This is a genomic window from Lysinibacillus sp. NPDC094177 (assembly GCF_050279145.1).
Taxonomy (GTDB): domain Bacteria; phylum Bacillota; class Bacilli; order Bacillales_A; family Planococcaceae; genus Lysinibacillus.
Window position 1 is genome coordinate 277,408 of the sequence record NZ_JBNNTW010000005.1, and the last position, 16,349, is coordinate 293,756.

Sequence of the window (16,349 nt, forward strand, 5' to 3'; positions counted from 1 at the left end):
AAGTAATTTATTTATACAATAGGATTCTCCTGGCCAGGGGAATCCTATTTTTTTTTGAAGGAGTGTATTTGTATGAATAAAGGTGAATCCAGTTTAACTTCATTAATCTCGGCTTTTAGTAGAGCTTATCATAGTCAATTTGATAGCCATAAAATATTTGATGACTACCTTGCAAAAGAATTGATCACAGAAAAAGAGTTCAATGATATCCAAACAAATATGGTTCAAGGCATACAGTTTTTTAACAAAGAAATCGAAGAAAAATTAAATGGAAATACTGAAGAGCTATTAAAATGGATTGTGCAAACTCAGCTCTCCCCTACACCCTTGGCACGTGCAGCATATTGTGAAAAAGTTTTACTGAATGAAGTCATGTTAGGTTTACAGCAATATGTCATACTCGGAGCAGGGTTAGATACATTTAGCTTAAGACATCCGGAACTTGAAAATATTTTGGAAATCTTTGAAATTGATCACCCTGCAACACAGGAATTTAAGAAGAGTAGACTGACTGAAGTTAATTTAAAGCTTCCTAATAATGTACATTTCGTTTCGATGGATTTCACTAAAAAGTTTTCATATCAAAATCTAATGGATACCGGCTTTGACAATAAAAAAACTTTCTTTAGTCTACTAGGCGTTTCTTATTATTTAACGAAAGAGGAAACTTCAAACTTGATCGACCATTTGTTTGCCAATGTTCCATCAGGAAGTTCCATCGTACTGGATTATGCAGATGATAATTTATTTAAAGAAAAAGGAATTTCGAATCGAGTAGATAACATGGTGAAAATGGCTGCAGCAAGTGGCGAACCAATGAAATCATGTTTTACTTATAAAGAAATGGAAAAAATGTTAGAAAACTCAGGGCTACTAATTTATGAGCATTTATCTCCAGATACAATTAATGGGCTTTATTTTAACAATCGTAAAGATGATCTAACAGCCTTTGAAACGATTCACTACCTTCATGCTGTGAAAAAATAAATTGAATTTTGGAGGAATCTAATGAAGTTTTATCAATTTTCTAATATAAATGGTAAAAACATCTCACAGTTTAATTCAAATTTCATTATTTCTCGCATTATCAACACTGAAGCATCAGCTAGTATCGGTTGTATGTATTTAGAAGAAAACGGTGTTATTGGCTATCACCAAGCTGTAGTTCCCCAACTTCTCTTAATTGTAGAAGGCGAAGGATTTGTAAGAAATGAACAGAAGCAATATTTTCAAGTTCAGCCTGGTGACGCGATTTTTTGGGAGAAGGACGAATGGCATGAAACAAAATCGGCTAAAGGATTAATTGCCATCGTGATAGAATCTGAACAATTAAATCCCGCAGCTTTTATGCCTTTAAAATGACGAACTAATATTTTCAAACTATTTCTCAGGCAATTAACTATGCAAGAATAACATCGTATCATATTTTAGTAATGTAAGATGGTTTAGTCTTACACCTCCAAGGCTTGTTACTAAGGGTCACTTATAATAATAAGTGACCCTCTATAAATCCACTATTCAGAAAATAGTGTTTCTATATAGTTTATTGGACAAACCCCTAGTGTATTTCCATCTGGATCACATAAAATGAAAGAATTTAAATAATTGCCTAGGAAATTTAGTGGAATCGAACTACTTCTTTCAAATCTTATTTTCTATCCTCGTATTTTTCTTTAAATTTAGGACTCAGCTCACTCCACACATCAAATTTATTTCCGTCTAAATCATAAAAAACAAAATTTCTCCCCGCATTTCCCCTATTTTCAACTTCTCCAACTCTAATTCCTTTATCGAAAAAAACTTTCCGTATCATCTCTAATGCACTTTTTCCATCAACCTCAAAGGTTATCGAAAAATGTTCTTCGCCATAGCAATCAATGAAATTTGAGCTTTGATTGTTCAATGATCTAACAAGAAAAATACTTTGATTGGCAAAATTAAGAATAGCTTTATCACTATCTTGGTAACTACACTCCGCTCCCAATTTACTTACATACCAATTACATGATAATTCTACATTGCTAACTGGAATATAAGTAGTTCCTATTCTAATTAACGTTTCACTCATCTAATCCGCCCTCTCCAGTATCTTTACTGAATTATTCAATTCTTAGCCTTTTTATCCCTTCAAGGCAGTTCCATAATTTCAAGCAAAGATTAAATAACTTCAGTTTTATTGGTCACTATACTTGAATGTTTTTAAGGAAATAATAAGTGTTAATGCAAAGCATCCTATTAAAAGGAGTAAAGATTCCCCCCATATACTAAAATTATTTAGAAATGCGGCTTTAATGCCATTTAAAAACCATTCAAATGGATTTACTAAACTAATATATTGTATAAGATTTGGCGCTTTTTCCATTGTAAAAAATGCATTACTACAAAGTAGCATTGGTATCATCAATACATTGGCAGTCATACTTAAATGTCCTTCATTTTTCACGATACTTGAAATAAAAAAGCTTAAAAAAACAAAACTTAATGAAGCTATTAGAATAATCGGTGCCATATAGAAGAGGATATTAAAAGAAAAATTTAGATGATTGATAGCAATAGAGAATAGAAGCACTATATAAGATAAGATAATTGCTACTATAGCCCATGAACTCGAAATACTGACAATATATCTCCATAAAGGCATAGGTGTAGCGTGAAGTAAATTATAAACACCTCGTTTTCTTTGCGATAACGCTATAAAAGCAGTGGTCATAAATGAATAAAAAAATACACTAACGGCAATGATTCCTTCTACATAATTTCCTGCATAGCTCGGTAAAAATATCCTTAAAGCAATAATCGCAGCAAATGGCATTAGTATAGACCAAAATAGTAAATACATATCCTTTATACTGGATTTCAAATTTAATACGAAAACAGTTTTCATTTTCTCGCTCCTCACTTCGTTAATTCAAAAAATAACTCTTCTAAATTTTGAGTTTGGTAGTGCTCCATTAATCCATCAGGCGAGCCGTTTGCTACTATTTTTCCGTGATGCATAATCAACACTCTGTCAGCTACATTCATTACCTCCAACATATCGTGGGAAGAAAATAAGACGGCTACTCCGCTATCTTTTAAACGTTTAATGATTTGTTGAATTTCCCTTTGTCCCCTAGGGTCCAATCCTGCAGAAGGTTCATCCAAAATTACTAGTTTAGGATTATGCAAAGTTGTCACGATAATTGCTAGCCGTTTTTGCTGTCCTAATGACAATTTGATAGCAGGCGTTTTTTTGACCTGTAATAAATCAAAAGTGGCGAGTTTTTCATCAATTTCATTTTTTGTTAGCGATATTCCATAGAATGCCGCAAATAATTTCACATTATCTTCTACAGAATAGCCTTCGAAAAATGGGGTTGATTGAAGCTGCGTACCTATTTCCTTTTTGTAATCTGATGTCCAGTATTCAATCGTTCCACTGTCCTGAGGAATAATGCCAAGAAGCATACCGATTGTTGTAGTTTTCCCAGCACCATTTGTGCCCACCAAAGCTATTACCTCCCCCTTTTTAATGTCAACATTTATATGATCAACGACACACCGAGCTTTATAACTTTTCGTTAATTGACTAGCGCTAATGAGCTTTTTCATATTTTCTCTCCTTACTTCATATTGTATATTCAACGTTGAATATATGGCTATTTTTTAACTCCCTCATTCGAGAGAGTTACTTTTTTTCATTATTTCAATAGCTTGATGGACAAATTTTGATTGTACTTTCACAATTTCTAGCATATTATCAAATGCTAGTTGGGTTAAAGCTGGCAGTTCCCCTTGCATAGCAATCAATTTCGCCTCATAGCCAGTATGGATTGCCTTTTCTTCTTGTTCCAAAATTATTTTCTGCTTTTCTAATGCTTCCACAGCTTTAGCTTTTGGCAGTTTAAATGCAAAGGATACTCCAGAATACAAAGTTGTAGGATAAGCTACAGAGGATTTTTCAAGAGCCTCGATAATTAATTCTTGCTCATGTGCCTTGCCCTTTTCAGTAATTTGGTAAATTGCTTTTTGTCTATGACCCGTGGATTCAATACTAGCCACCTCTATATAACCATCTTTTTCAAGCTTCTTTAAAGCATTATAGATCGAGCCGATTAGTACACCACCCCATCGTTCAGCGTCACTTAATTCAAGCATCACTTTAATATCATAGCCAGTCATTGGTTTTAGCCCCAACATAGCAAGAACTAATAGTCTTGTCATAATAATCACCTTTTTATATTCAACGTTGAATAAATTGAATATAACGATTCTGCATTTTTTTGTCAAGCCATTTAATTATTTACTATATAATCATTATTCAAAAAAAACAAAATACATCATAATAATGTTTTTTATGGTAAAATGAATGGTATTGCACTATCAAAGGGCATAAACCAATTCCTGCTGTAGCAAATTTAATTTTGCTACAGTCTTTTTATTTTACTGAAATAAGTAAAATATATCCAGAATAGAAAGTAAGAAATGGGGAATGCAAACTTGCATTCCCCATTTTCTAATTATCTTTTTTGCAATTTAATTTAAAGATTCACTAAGATTATTGCTAACTGGCCAGGCATTTTGTAAAAATTCATTAAACCTTAGTATATTCGGTTCATTTGAGCGAACTTTTAAATTAATGGCTGATGTAATGATAGATTCTGAAACACGTTGGAGGATGCTGATCGAACCATCTTGTATTTCATTCTCAATAGCATTTTGACCTAAAATCGCATAGCCTGTTCCGTTCAACACAGCACGCTTTATCATCTCATCGCTGCCACCTACCATAATAGTGGACTGAGGTTGAAATTCGGCTTTTTTGAAGTATTGTTCTATGATATTACTGAAACTACAATGATAGTCGTAGGAGATAAAGGTATCTTCTCTTAGAATTTCATGAAAACTTCTTTCTTTGCTAATTTCAGAAGAAGCAACTAAGAAAGCCTTTTCTTCTTCTAAAAAAGTTTTACTAATATCGATATCATTACACTCATTCGCAATAATAGCAATATCCGCTACGTGGTCTCTCACACTTTTAATAGCATGTACACTATTTAGTGGAAGAAGACTTATTTTCACAGTCGGGTAGATTTCCAAATAAGCTTTTACAATCGGTGAAAGATGTTGAGTACAATAATATTCTGAGGCAGCAATAGTAAGAATGCCAGACGGTCCATGTAGCTCTTCCATGTCTTTTTCTATCTTATCAATAAAGATAAATAAGCTATCGACATGGTCTTTTAGCTTTTTTCCAGCAGTAGTTAGAAGAGTCTTTTTACCAACTCTAGTTAAAAGTGTGTGCTTCAGTTCTTTTTCTAACGATTGTATTTGTAGCGTAATAGTTGGCTGTGTATACCCTAATCTTTTAGCAGCCTTTGTGATATTTAATTCTTCTGCAACCACTTGAAAGGTTTTCAAATTCCTTAGTTCCATTAAATCACCGTCTACTTTCCCCTAATTCCCACATAATAACCCAAGATATATTTCCATTATAAAGTAATAATTAGTCTTCTTCCATTTAAGAAATTATGAGTGTTATGCAAGGTCGATTTAGATATTATTTCTTTCTATCCTGCTATATCAACTATTTTTCAACTATTAAAATTTCTTATGGTTGGCATTTGACGTTTTTTCTGAATTAAGAGAAAATTCTTTCAACATTAACGGAATGGGGATGAGATTATGATTGATTGGAAAAACATTAACGAAGAAGGTTTATTAGCACCTACAATGGCAAAGGATTTTCCAAATCTTCAGGTAGTAAAATCGGAGGGATTATTTTATATAGGAGTCGACGGTAGAAAGTATCTAGACTTTACTTCAGGTATTGCTACAGAAAATACGGGGCATAGACATCCAAAGGTAATTACAGCTATTAAAGAACAAGTCGATCATTTAGTTCATGGTCCTATCGGTATTATTAATTACGATTCAATTATTCTATTAGCTAAGAAATTGAGAGAGATTTTACCAGACCCATTAGATTGTTTTTTCTTTGGAAATAGCGGAGCTGAAGCAATCGAAGGTACAGTAAAATTAGCAAGACATGTAACCAAGAGACCTTATATTGTTTCTTTCCTTGGAGGATTCCATGGAAGAACGATGGGCGCCTTAAGTCTTACTACATCGAAAAGTAAATACAGAAGGAATTTACCGGTTGGAGCAAACATGACATATCAATTACCTTATGCTCAATTAACGGAAACACCAGATGGTTTAAACCATGATGAATATTGGTCAGAACATGTTGAAAAAGATTTCGAACGTTTATTTAATCATCAAGTGTCTCCGGATGAAGTAGCAGCTGTTATTTTAGAACCTGTTCTCGGAGAAGGCGGTTATGTTATCCCTCCAAAAGCATGGTTACAAAAAATAAGAGAAATCTGTGACCGATACGGAATTTTATTAATCTTTGATGAAGTTCAGACTGGTTTTGGTCGAACTGGTGGCTGGTTTGCGGCAAATCGATTTGGTGTGACACCAGATATTATGGCGATTGCAAAGGGAATTGCCAGTGGCTTGCCCCTTAGCGCAACAGTAGCTTCAAGGGAGTTAATGGAACAATGGACAATTGGTAGCCATAGTACTACATTTGGCGGAAATCCTGTCGCATGTGCAGCCGCATGCGCTACAATAGACGTTTTGGAAGAAGAAGGTTTAGTGGAAAATGCTAGAATATTAGGTGACTATGCATTAAATAAATTAATACATTTAAAAGAAAAACATCCCACGATTGGAAATGTTCGTGGAATTGGTTTGATGCTAGGAATTGAAATTATTCATCCTGAAACACGAGAACCAAATGGTAAGGGCTTAATGAACATCCTGGAGAAGTGTCTGGACAAAGGGGTTATTTACTATTTGAGTGGTAACAAGGGAGAGGTAATCCGAATGATGCCTCCATTAAATATAAATAAAGAACATTTAGACTTAGGAATTTCTTTACTTGACGAAGCGATTACCGAATACGAATTAGAATTAAGTTTCGGGGGTGAATAAATGAATATACTGGATACTTTTGTTCTTCTACTATATTTCGGTGTCTTAATGATTATCGGAATAATTGGAGTTAAAAAAGCGAAATCTGAAAAGGATTTTGTCCTCGCAGGAAGTCGACTAGGATACTACAGTCATGTCGGTTGTTTAGCGGCAGTTATTATTGGTGGTGCAGCTACTATGGGCTCCACGACATTAGGCTATAATTTCGGGGTTTCTGGTCTTTGGTTTGTTTCGATGATGGGCTTTGGTATAGCTGCCTTGGGTCTTTTCGTCGTTAATAAAATTGGCGGTTATGAGGTTTTTACTATTAGTCAGTTACTTGGAAAGCGCTTTGGAGAAGGTACTCAACTTATCAGTGCTATTGTTACAGCCATCTATACCCTTATGGTCGTGGTAACACAAGTAATTGGTATGGGAAATGTTATTCACGTGTTACTGGGCTGGTCCCTTATTCCATCTATGATTATTGGCGGAGGGATCGTGCTCTTTTATACAATCCTAGGCGGTATGTGGAGTATTACATTAACTGATATTATACAATTTATAGTAATGACTATCGGTGTATTTTTTATTATGTTCCCGTTTAGTGTAAACAGTGTCGGAGGGTTAACAGCTTTATTTAGTAGTGTGCCAGAAGCACATCTTAGCCTTACAAATATCGGCTGGGATCGTATCTTCCAATACTTTTTATTGTACTTCTTTGGTCTAATGGTTTCTCAAGACATCTGGCAGCGTGTATTTACAGCGAGAAATCAAAAAGTAGCGAAAAGGAGTGCCATTTCGGCCGGTTTATACAGTGTTTTATATGGTTTAGTACTAAGTATTGTAGGTATGTGCGCTCTTGTACTACTTCCAAATCTAGGGGACTCCCAATCAGCGTTTACTAGTCTTGCATTAGAAATTCTTCCACCAGGCTTGTTAGGGCTTGTTCTTGCTAGTGTTTGTTCTGCACTTATGTCAAACGCTTCAGGTGCTATCTTTGCCTCTGCGACCCTAATTACGAACGATATTATTAAGGTATACGTTAAAAAAGATATGACTGATGAAGATATTATTAATACATCGCGAATTGTCATATTTGGCTTAGGTGTGTTAGCCATCATTTTCTCAGTATGGATTCAAAACATATTAGTGGCATTAGATATGGCCTACGCAATTTTATCAGGCGCTATCTTCGTACCTCTCATCGTCGGCCTTTATTGGAAGCGTGTAACAAGTAAAGCTGCTTTCTATTCTATTATCGCTAGTTCACTAGTTATCTTTGTTTCATTTATAATTTTTGGAATTACTTCTACACTACCGATTATTTATGGTTTAATTACTGGACTCGTTGTTATTGTTGGTTTCACACTTATTATTCCCGAAAATAACATTGAGGTGAACAAGGAAAATACGTCCGTTTATAAGTAAATACTATTGAAAGCTCCAAGTTCATAAGACAAACACAAAGTAAGCTGCACTCCAATAGTTAGACACATCTAACAATTGAAGATGCAGCTTTTTTATGATAATTAATTTAGAAATGCTAATTGAGGAATTTGCTATGATTTGGTAAAGCAATCTGCTCAAATTCAGTCGCTAACTTATGCAAATTTCTAGTAAGCTCTTCCCCTTTCATTGGTAATCCATGTCCTGTAATAGCAACTGAAGGTTTTAGTGCTTCTAATTTTTTTACTGAATCCCAAGCAGCCTGCCAATCCGTCGTGAAATATCGTGGCGGCCCACTAATTTCCCTTTTTTGTAGCAACACTTTGTATAGCGACTCTTGTTTAACCGTAACAAATGCATCTCCAACAATTAACGCCCGATCCTCTTCATGAAATAAAGATACATGCCCTGGCGTATGACCCGGAGTATGAATCCAACGAAAACCTTGCATAAATGGAACACTGCCATCGGACGGTAGCGCTTCAACGTTGTTTCCTAAGTTAATAGCTTCATTCGGGAAAATGGATGACACTTTGGCTATTAAGCCACCATTTACAACAGGATCAGGTTCAGGATAATTTTTTTGACCAGTTAAATAAGGTAGTTCTAAAGGATGGGCATAAACTGGCATACCCCAATGTTCAATTAGATCAATTATCGCCCCTACATGATCAAAGTGACCGTGTGTCAAAATTAATGCTTTAGGTCGACTATTTGACCCAAACCTCTCCTCGACTATTGAAGTAATTTCCTTTGCACTTTTTGGCATTCCTGCATCAACTAATACGAACTCTCTCTTATGAGGTTCACCGTAGAGTACGATATTAACAAATTGAATCGTATGTTGGTATAAATCAGGCAATACTTCTACACCATCTCCGCTCCATATTGAAGTTGCTGGAATATATTTAAAGTCGCTACCATAATTCATATCTTTATGCATGGGAAACCCTTCTTCCTTCATTGAATTGTAGACAATCATATTTTTCCTTTATACAGTAAAAATAATACAAGAAAAAAATGGATTATTATTCAAAACTAACGACTTTTTTAGCTAAAATCTAGCAGTTATAGTTTATTTTAATGGTTTTGCTTTCTAATGCAATTCCTTCTTCACTCGATAGTGATGTAATAATCTCTCCTGTTCGCTAGCTTTATGTTTAAAAACATATAAGCATCACTTGAATTTTCTATTAAACAGAACAGATCTATCAGCATTAATCAAAACTTATTTCCCTTTTCAAGTAAAATTTTTAAAAATGCCCAGGATCAACTCCCGTTTTATGTCCCCTTTCTTTAGTTCCTTTCAATCACTCGTGCCAAAGCCAATACGCCTACAAATGTCATCTTCACTTACGTTAACAAGTAATAAAATAGTCGTATTGTATATTATTACCTATAAATATATAATTTTACTGTCCTTTGTTCAAAGTGAATGATTCTGATTTAAATTGTACGAAATAAAAACATGGAGAGGAACGTGATAGTTTGGAGACCTTTATGTACATTGTAGGAATTATTGTAGTGATTGTGTTTTTACTTATTGTAGGTTTAATCACAACTAGCAAGCGAATTAAGAAGAATGCTAAAAAAATGCGAGTAGACATGGAGATGGCTAACCCTTTACCGAAGGAGAAACAGCATTTGCTTGCCTACGGTGCCAATCTCGCTCTCTATCGGTCTGAATCGCCTCGGATCCTATCAGTAAAAGTAGATCATGAAACTTTGAAGGAAGGTCTTTCTTCATACTGGGACGTTAGTAATCCGGAAGAGGCTGTAGAAACCCTAGAATGGCTTCTTACTGAAGGACATCGTTCGAGGTATGATCAGCTTTTTATGGCGTTGAAAGCTGGCCAATCTTTTACAGAGGCGGAAGTGGGAAAATCGCAGATATGCTACGAATCAGCCCAAGAAGCGATGATGAAAAAGCTTTCCATTGCGAAATCCGATTTTGACAAGGTGGACACTATTGCTGCCTGGGATTTTGACCGAGCTGTAAATATTGCAAGATGGAGCTACATACTAGGTTATATTACAGAGGATCAGGCATGGGGCTACATTGCAAGAGCAGCAGATGCAGGTAGCCATTTCTTCCAATCTTGGAAAGACTATTTTATTTCATTTGCCTTTGGTCGAGCTATTGCTTATGAGGGTGACATTTACGACATCATTTGGGGTGGAAAAGAATTGCTGAATGAAAAAGACTCAATCTGGAATGAATTTAGCATTCAGCGATCAACTGCACAAGAAGTCAATAACTTAACATTGGACAAGGTATGAGCGAGTGTACTGCTTGGAGCAAAAAAATGAAATATGATTAAAACAAAAACCTGCTAGATATTTAGCTACTTTCTTAGCTAAAATCTAGCAGGTTTATTTATTTACCGAACAGCTTCAAATGTAATTAGTGAATGCTCTTTTGAAGGCTTCTTGTTATAAACATATTCAACGGAGCAAGTAATATCAGAAAAACCTAAGCTTGTTAATAGAAGCTGGAATTCTTCTATTCCGTACCACCTTAATGGGAACCTTTGTAATTCCGTGTCTATTAATTTCCCATTTCTCCATTTTTCATATTTTAAAACGGTTAGCGTATATTGATCGATCCAGTTCATTTCAACGGCTTTTCTTTCTAGTGCAATTCCTTCCTCTTGCGAAATTTCATAGTAGGATGATGTAATTTCCCCTGTTTGCCAGTCTGTAGGTAAAAGCAAGTCTACAATTAGGCGGCCACCAGGTATTAAATGATTATACAAACATTTTAATGCATCCATCGCATCTTTTGAATTCTCGATTAAACAGAACGAACCTGTCGGCATAACAATCACTTCATATTTTGAGTCTAATGAAAAGTTGGTCAAGTTACCTTCATATAAATTTGGCGTGAACTCTCTATCTTTACAGCGTTGTCGGCATATATCTAACATTTCAGGTGAGTAGTCGATTCCCTCAACATCATATCCATTTTCAAGTAAAGGAATTAGGAAGCGTCCAGAGCCTACTCCCGCTTCAAGTACTTTTCCCTTAGTTCCTTTTAATCGTTCAAGATAATATTCAATATCCCCACCAATTGCATATCCTACTGGTTTTGTCAAATCATAAACTTCTGTACATAAAGGTCCGTAATTACTATACATTTCAATTCCTCCGATTTCGTGCAGAAGAATCTATTATTCTTACTTCTTCCACACCTTATATTTGTTTGTTGGAAAAATAGAGCTGACTTTCATCATGAATCACTCGCTTTCTGTATAATATAGTAAAATTATACATATTACAGAGAGATAGTGCAATTTTTATATTTCAATCTTCAACATAGCTTGTGGTTGATTTATTTAAAGATTCCCATTCTATAAATGTATTTATTTTCAATCAATTCTACAATATAATGTACTAAATATTATAAATTACCAAAAATATTCTATCTTCAATAGTGAGGAATTATGGTAAGGATTCAAAACTCAATTGAATATTACCCTTAACTAAACGGAGAATAAATAAGGAGAGAATACTATGAATATCGAAAAAGTGTTTGCAGAGTTCCCAATCTTAAGCTCCCAAAATATTGTGTTAAAAAAAATTGAAGATGCACATTTACAGGAAGTATTTGCGATCTATGATAATGAAAAAGTCTTTGAATATTGCGGGATCATCCCGAAACATAATATCCAAACAGTAGGTAAAATGATTGGTCATTTCCACAGGGATTATCAGAAGAAAAGCAGAGTTAAATGGGGCATTTTTCAAAAGTCTCAAAGCGATAAATTAGTAGGCATTATCGAAGCAATGGATTTTAATCAAAAAGTGAATATGGTGACGATTGGTTACTTTTTCGCAGAGGACTTTTGGGGTAAGGGCCTTGCGACGGATGCAGTTAAAATACTTGTCAAATTTTTATTTGAGGAAGTAAATATAAATCGCATACAGGCTGAGATTATGCCATTAAATGAAGCATCTAAAAAGGTGCTCCTGAAAAATGGTTTTTTACATGAAGGACTTTTAAGACAAGCTACTTTATGGTCTGGTAAAGGTGTTGTGGATTTAGAAATATACGGATTACTTCAAGAAGAGTACAACGTAGATAAATAATGAATTATGACTCTTATTTACCTAGTTTCATCTTATAATGTATTGTACAAATTGACCATTTCTTCAAAAGTGCATAAAAACATAATCTTGCTGACACCATTTATGAGATAATGAATCTTAATGCATTAATATCAACACGCCGAAAGAGTGATCTTATTGACTAATGAGCATAAATCTAGCAACTTGCACTACCGTAACATGCGAATAGGCTATATGATTGCTGTTATTATCACTATCATATTAGGCCTAACTTCCAGAAAATGGAGCAACCTACTTCCGTCATTTGTGGCGCAGAACGCTGGGGATATGCTATGGGCTATGATGGTCTATTTCGGATTTCGATTGTTGCTAGTGCGTAAGAGCACCCTAACAGCCATTTGGCTCAGTTTTTTGTTTAGCTTCGGCATTGAATTTAGTCAGTTGTATCAGGAAGACTGGATTAATCAGATCCGCGGGACAACGCTCGGGTCTTTGATACTTGGGAAAGGTTTTCTTGTAGAGGATTTGGCTCGATACACAGTAGGGATAATAGTCGCTACTGTTTTAGATGCATTGGTACTTAGGTTCATTCTTCGAAGTTAAATAATTTAGTTTTAGAATAAAAAAGCAACTAATCTTTTTTAGCATTACCGGTATACAGTTTTTACAAAGTTTGTGATTATTTATAGTGGTCTTTATTCAACAAAAACCACTGTTTTTAGTTGAATTACACTTCTTCATATTATTTGTACCGATATGATCATATACACTACAGGCCCATGATATTTGATTGCCTAGTGCGTTCAATCATTAGTTTTTTATTTATTTGTTTTCTTCCACATTTATGACGACATTTCCTTTCTTGTGCCCTTTCTCCACATACCGATGAGCTTCCACAATCTCTTCAAATGCGTAGGACCTATCAATTACCACTTTTAACTTTCCCTTTTCAACAAGTTCCTTAAGGAAGTTTAATGCTTCGGGAGTTTCAGGGGCATTTTTACTCAAAAGCAGTTTCTTCCTACTTGTCAATTTAGTCCATAGCATTCGAATATCGGGTAACACTTCAGTGATATTTATATAGGTACCGCTCTTTCTTAAGGACTTCATACAAGCAGAGAATGAACTTTTGTTTACTGCTTCAAAAATCAGATCATAAGTTTCTCCTGTACTTGAAAAATCTTCTACAGTGTAATCAATTATCTTGTCGGCTCCTAGAGATTTTACCATTTCTAAATTTGAGGTACTGCATACCCCTGTAACATTTGCTCCTAGGAACTTTGCAATTTGTACTGCATAACTTCCTACACTTCCTGAAGCACCATAAACAAGGACCTTTTGTCCGCTTTGAATGTTCGCTCTTCTAAGAAAGAATAAGGCTGTACGTGCCCCAATTGGAATGGCCGCAGCTTCCTCAAAAGTTATATTGTTGGGTTTAAGAGATACAGGGCCATCTTCTGGCAGACACTTATATTCTGCATAAGCACCAAAACCCATCAGAGATGCCGCGAAAACCTGATCACCTACCTTAAATTTTTTTACCTTTGTCCCTACTGCTTCAACTTCTCCAGCTAACTCCATCCCTAAAATCTCTTTTTTGGGTTGTTTGAAACCGAGTGTGATTCGGGCAGGCAGCCAAAAAGCAGGAGGAACTGTAAAACTTCGTGATCGAATATCTGCTACTGTTACAGTCGTCGCTTTTATTTTTATCAAAATTTCATTTTCCTTTGGAACAGGTTTTTCAACTTCTTTCAGTTGAAGAACCTCGGGGGGACCGTATTTTGTGTATACAATTGCTTTCATATAAACTCCTCCGATTCGTATAATTCTTAATATCATATGAACTATACGTTTCACTATTCCAAAAACTGTACTTAATGCACTAACTTGCTTCGTATTTTAAGAAGAAAAAGATGGGATCTCTGTGGAATCCCATCTTGAAGTAAGGCACCTCTTTCGGAGCAGTTCTCTCAAATTACTGTCTACATGACCAAATAATTGCCGAAAAGTTTAGTAGCAAAATTTGAAAAAAATCACCCATCGCGTTTTAAAAAAACTCCAGTTTGTTCAATAAAAAAATTTGTAATTGCAACTCAATGATCTTCAAGTAAAGCCCTCAGTTAGTTTAAGAAGAACAGCGAAGCTTATTCAACAATCGTGCCCTATTGTTGCAATTCTCAAAATATAAATAGTATCGACCGCATACATACGTTGTAATGAAGTAAACTATATTATAAAAAGCACAAATGATTTGTGTTTTATTAGTTTAGTTTGACTCTTCAATAGGAGCTGGATAATTACAGAATATAAGGTAGGAATTATCAAGAAAAGAAGGAGTGATATGATGTTCGATCAAGTTGCGTATTTTATTTTTCAAGCCATGTTAATTCTAACGATTTTTGTTGTTGTGTTTGGAATCCCTCTTGTGGATACACTGATTAGAAAAAAATAAGACTGCATCCAAATGATAACGGGTTCCGATAATGGAGAGAAACGTTACAAATAGAGTATTAATTAGCAGACTAATTCGCATAGCGTTCTGGACTGCTTTTTTTATTGTTATATCAACGAAAAATAGTGGACCATATTTAAGTAAAGCTACCAGTAGTCGAACAATGTTATCTTTTAAAAGTAGTCAGGCATATCAAAAGGTAACGATAAGGTGTTCAATGCAAGCGTTGAATCCCTAGACTAATGATTGCTACATCCCCTGTAAATCCAGTACCAGGGACAGATATTACCACAACCACAACTCTAAATGTTCTTTATTTGGCAAATTGTATCCATATGCTCATAATGTTGTTCAAGAGTACATTTTATGTATGCGAAATTATATTGAAAGTATGTTCAACCATTAGCTAAATGAAAAAGCGTAGCAGACTCGTTTATAAACTAACCTACTACACCAATTACAATTCCTTTGTTTTTGTGGAAGGGTCAACTACTTGTAACGGTAAAATTACCTTTCTGTATTATCTTCCGTTTCATTCTTTTGTAAAGCGATATATTTTTCACCCATTACTATCATTTGTTCAAGAATAGGTTCTAAACTTTTTCCGAAATCCGATAAGGTGTATTCTACCTTTGGTGGGACAGAAGGGAAAACTGTACGTATTACTATTCCGCTCTTCTCTAGCTCCCGCAATTGTACTGTCAGAACATTCCTGGACATTTGGGGAATTAGACGATGAAGCTCACCAAAACGTCTAGTTTCCTTCAACAGTTCAAAAATGATACGAGATTTCCACTTTCCACTAATCATATGTAGACCCACTTCTACTGGGCAATCAAAAACATCATCCTGATACGGCATAGCTTCCTCCACTAGTTAGATTTTTATGACTATGTCATCTTTTTATGCGTACTTATTATAATTACAAAAATTAAGATAAGTTAGTAGTGTAACATAAATAACATGAAAAGAGGCGATATTTATGACATCCCCTATACAAAAACGTCCTGTCATGAATCCGGAAGATATGAATGTTGCATTTGTTAATGCATATAACTCAAATAACATAGAGAATCTTCTTGCATTATACGAACAGAACAGCATTCTGATTAACCCAAACGGTGGCAAAGAACAAGGTATCAATCATCTACGATTCACACTTGAGAATCTGTTACAACTGCAAGGTACTATAGTCTCGAAAAACACATATATTGCATTCCTTTTAAAAATATCGCTTTACTACGCGCTCATTTTATCCTTCATACGGTGGACAATGACGGGAGATCTGTACAACTCCAAGGACATACTTCGGAAATCGTAAGAATGCAAACTGATGGAAGCTGGCTATATATAGTAAATCATCCTTTCGGTGCAGATTCGTTAAAAGATTATCCAATCTTTAGCTCGTAACTTTTGTTTG

At 35.0% G+C, this 16,349-nt stretch carries 17 protein-coding genes; 8 read left to right on the forward strand and 9 right to left on the reverse strand.

Translation table 11 applies throughout. The annotated features are described in order from the left end of the window. Nucleotides 1-72: 72 nt before the first annotated feature. Both ACQKNC_RS11165 and ACQKNC_RS11170 read left to right on the forward strand, forming a co-directional pair. Nucleotides 73-987, forward strand: coding sequence for a class I SAM-dependent methyltransferase (locus tag ACQKNC_RS11165; protein WP_427424914.1), 915 nt, complete (start codon nt 73-75; stop codon nt 985-987). Nucleotides 988-1,008: 21 nt separating this feature from the next. Next, nucleotides 1,009-1,362 (forward strand): cupin domain-containing protein, encoded by a 354-nt coding sequence (locus tag ACQKNC_RS11170; RefSeq protein WP_427424915.1) that lies wholly within the window; start codon nt 1,009-1,011, stop codon nt 1,360-1,362. A gap of 286 nt (nt 1,363-1,648) precedes the next feature. Here the strand turns inward: ACQKNC_RS11170 and ACQKNC_RS11175 are convergent, their stop codons facing one another. The 5 genes from ACQKNC_RS11175 to ACQKNC_RS11195 form a co-directional block, all read right to left on the reverse strand. Beyond that, nucleotides 1,649-2,068 (reverse strand): VOC family protein, encoded by a 420-nt coding sequence (locus ACQKNC_RS11175; protein WP_427424916.1) that lies wholly within the window; start codon nt 2,066-2,068, stop codon nt 1,649-1,651. Nucleotides 2,069-2,173: 105 nt separating this feature from the next. Next, nucleotides 2,174-2,884, reverse strand: coding sequence for an ABC transporter permease (locus tag ACQKNC_RS11180; RefSeq protein WP_427424917.1), 711 nt, complete (start codon nt 2,882-2,884; stop codon nt 2,174-2,176). An 11-nt stretch (nt 2,885-2,895) separates the two neighbouring features. Beyond that, nucleotides 2,896-3,591, reverse strand: a complete 696-nt coding sequence (locus tag ACQKNC_RS11185; protein WP_427424918.1) for an ABC transporter ATP-binding protein — start codon at nt 3,589-3,591, stop codon at nt 2,896-2,898. 63 nt (nt 3,592-3,654) lie between these two features. Then, on the reverse strand, nt 3,655-4,203 hold the full coding sequence (locus ACQKNC_RS11190; RefSeq protein WP_427424919.1) for a PadR family transcriptional regulator: 549 nt from the start codon (nt 4,201-4,203) through the stop codon (nt 3,655-3,657). Between the two features lie 312 nt (nt 4,204-4,515). Next, on the reverse strand, nt 4,516-5,400 hold the full coding sequence (locus tag ACQKNC_RS11195) for a LysR family transcriptional regulator (RefSeq protein ID WP_427424920.1): 885 nt from the start codon (nt 5,398-5,400) through the stop codon (nt 4,516-4,518). 264 nt (nt 5,401-5,664) lie between these two features. Here ACQKNC_RS11195 and ACQKNC_RS11200 point away from each other — a divergent pair, with 264 nt between their 5' ends. Together ACQKNC_RS11200 and ACQKNC_RS11205 are read left to right on the forward strand one after the other, a co-directional pair. Then, on the forward strand, nt 5,665-6,981 hold the full coding sequence (locus ACQKNC_RS11200; protein ID WP_427424921.1) for an aspartate aminotransferase family protein: 1,317 nt from the start codon (nt 5,665-5,667) through the stop codon (nt 6,979-6,981). Further along, nucleotides 6,982-8,391 (forward strand): sodium:solute symporter, encoded by a 1,410-nt coding sequence (locus tag ACQKNC_RS11205; protein WP_427424922.1) that lies wholly within the window; start codon nt 6,982-6,984, stop codon nt 8,389-8,391. A 115-nt stretch (nt 8,392-8,506) separates the two neighbouring features. On the opposite strand, the gene ACQKNC_RS11210 is transcribed toward ACQKNC_RS11205, so the two are convergent. Further along, on the reverse strand, nt 8,507-9,352 hold the full coding sequence (locus ACQKNC_RS11210) for an MBL fold metallo-hydrolase (protein ID WP_427424923.1): 846 nt from the start codon (nt 9,350-9,352) through the stop codon (nt 8,507-8,509). A gap of 557 nt (nt 9,353-9,909) precedes the next feature. Between ACQKNC_RS11210 and ACQKNC_RS11215 the strand changes: the two genes are divergently transcribed. Beyond that, nucleotides 9,910-10,689, forward strand: coding sequence for a DUF1266 domain-containing protein (locus tag ACQKNC_RS11215; RefSeq protein ID WP_427424924.1), 780 nt, complete (start codon nt 9,910-9,912; stop codon nt 10,687-10,689). A 101-nt stretch (nt 10,690-10,790) separates the two neighbouring features. Here the strand turns inward: ACQKNC_RS11215 and ACQKNC_RS11220 are convergent, their stop codons facing one another. Next, a complete protein-coding gene (locus ACQKNC_RS11220; RefSeq protein ID WP_427424925.1) occupies nt 10,791-11,546 on the reverse strand; it encodes a class I SAM-dependent methyltransferase in 756 nt (251 codons plus the stop codon). A 376-nt stretch (nt 11,547-11,922) separates the two neighbouring features. On the opposite strand from ACQKNC_RS11220, the gene ACQKNC_RS11225 reads away from it, so the two are divergent. Both ACQKNC_RS11225 and ACQKNC_RS11230 read left to right on the forward strand, forming a co-directional pair. Next, entirely contained in the window at nt 11,923-12,498 is a 576-nt protein-coding gene (locus tag ACQKNC_RS11225) for a GNAT family N-acetyltransferase (RefSeq protein ID WP_427424926.1), read from the forward strand. 213 nt (nt 12,499-12,711) lie between these two features. Next, on the forward strand, nt 12,712-13,080 hold the full coding sequence (locus ACQKNC_RS11230) for a DUF2809 domain-containing protein (RefSeq protein ID WP_427425011.1): 369 nt from the start codon (nt 12,712-12,714) through the stop codon (nt 13,078-13,080). Between the two features lie 219 nt (nt 13,081-13,299). Here ACQKNC_RS11230 and ACQKNC_RS11235 read toward each other — a convergent pair whose 3' ends face one another. Together ACQKNC_RS11235 and ACQKNC_RS11240 are read right to left on the reverse strand one after the other, a co-directional pair. After that, a complete protein-coding gene (locus ACQKNC_RS11235; protein ID WP_427424927.1) occupies nt 13,300-14,280 on the reverse strand; it encodes an NAD(P)-dependent alcohol dehydrogenase in 981 nt (326 codons plus the stop codon). Between the two features lie 1,156 nt (nt 14,281-15,436). Continuing rightward, nucleotides 15,437-15,790, reverse strand: coding sequence for a winged helix-turn-helix transcriptional regulator (locus ACQKNC_RS11240; protein WP_427424928.1), 354 nt, complete (start codon nt 15,788-15,790; stop codon nt 15,437-15,439). A gap of 121 nt (nt 15,791-15,911) precedes the next feature. Between ACQKNC_RS11240 and ACQKNC_RS11245 the strand changes: the two genes are divergently transcribed. Further along, complete coding sequence (locus ACQKNC_RS11245) at nt 15,912-16,250, forward strand: hypothetical protein (RefSeq protein WP_427424929.1); 339 nt, start codon at nt 15,912-15,914, stop codon at nt 16,248-16,250. The last annotated feature ends 99 nt before the right edge of the window (nt 16,251-16,349 follow it).